Here is a 598-nt window from a genome sequence, read left to right as displayed (position 1 = left end):
CTTCGCTATTCATGATCGTCGGCGTGGTTGACCACCAGGCCGGGTCGCGTGACATTCGTCGCCTGGGCCCGCTGTGGCGCCAGATGCCTTTCACTTTTGTTTCCGCTGTGATCGCGGCGGCGTCGATGGCTGCGGTTCCCCCGACCTTTGGCTTCGTGTCGAAGGAGGGCATGCTCACCGCGTTCGAAGAGGCGCCGTTTAACAATGCCGGCGTGATCGCCCTGCTGGTCGCCGCTGGCCTCGGCGCGCTGGCCACCTTCGTGTACTCCGCCCGCTATGTCTTCGGCGCGTTCATTGACGGTCCGAAGGATATGTCGCACGTCAAGGAGGCGCCGGCCAATCTGTGGATTCCCGCGGTGCTGCCGGGCGTGCTTTCCCTGCCGGGTGTCGCGTTCCTGGGCCTCTTCGACGAGACTCTCGACCAGGTGGTCGATGCCACGGGTCTGGGCCACGCTCACACACACTTGGCACTCTGGCACGGCCTGACGGTGGCGCTCTGGATCTCTCTCGCGGTGCTGGTCGCGGGCGTCATTGTTGTTATTTATCGACGCCCCCTGCTCCAGCCGCTCGAGGGCAAGCGCCTCGGGGTGGCAACGGG

The 598-nt window shown here is 65.2% G+C and carries 1 protein-coding gene; it reads left to right on the top strand.

Features of this window, described 5'->3' with window-relative positions; genetic code table 11:
* Positions 1–23: 23 nt before the first annotated feature.
* The coding region (locus tag CYJ76_RS11430) for a proton-conducting transporter transmembrane domain-containing protein (protein WP_269148634.1) at positions 24–598 on the top strand (575 nt) is incomplete at its 3' end.

The sequence above is a fragment of the Kytococcus schroeteri genome (genome assembly GCF_002847825.1).
Lineage (GTDB): Bacteria > Actinomycetota > Actinomycetes > Actinomycetales > Dermatophilaceae > Kytococcus > Kytococcus schroeteri.
The sequence above is the reverse complement of the archived record's forward strand: the minus strand, read 5'-3'. Positions and strand labels throughout refer to the sequence as shown.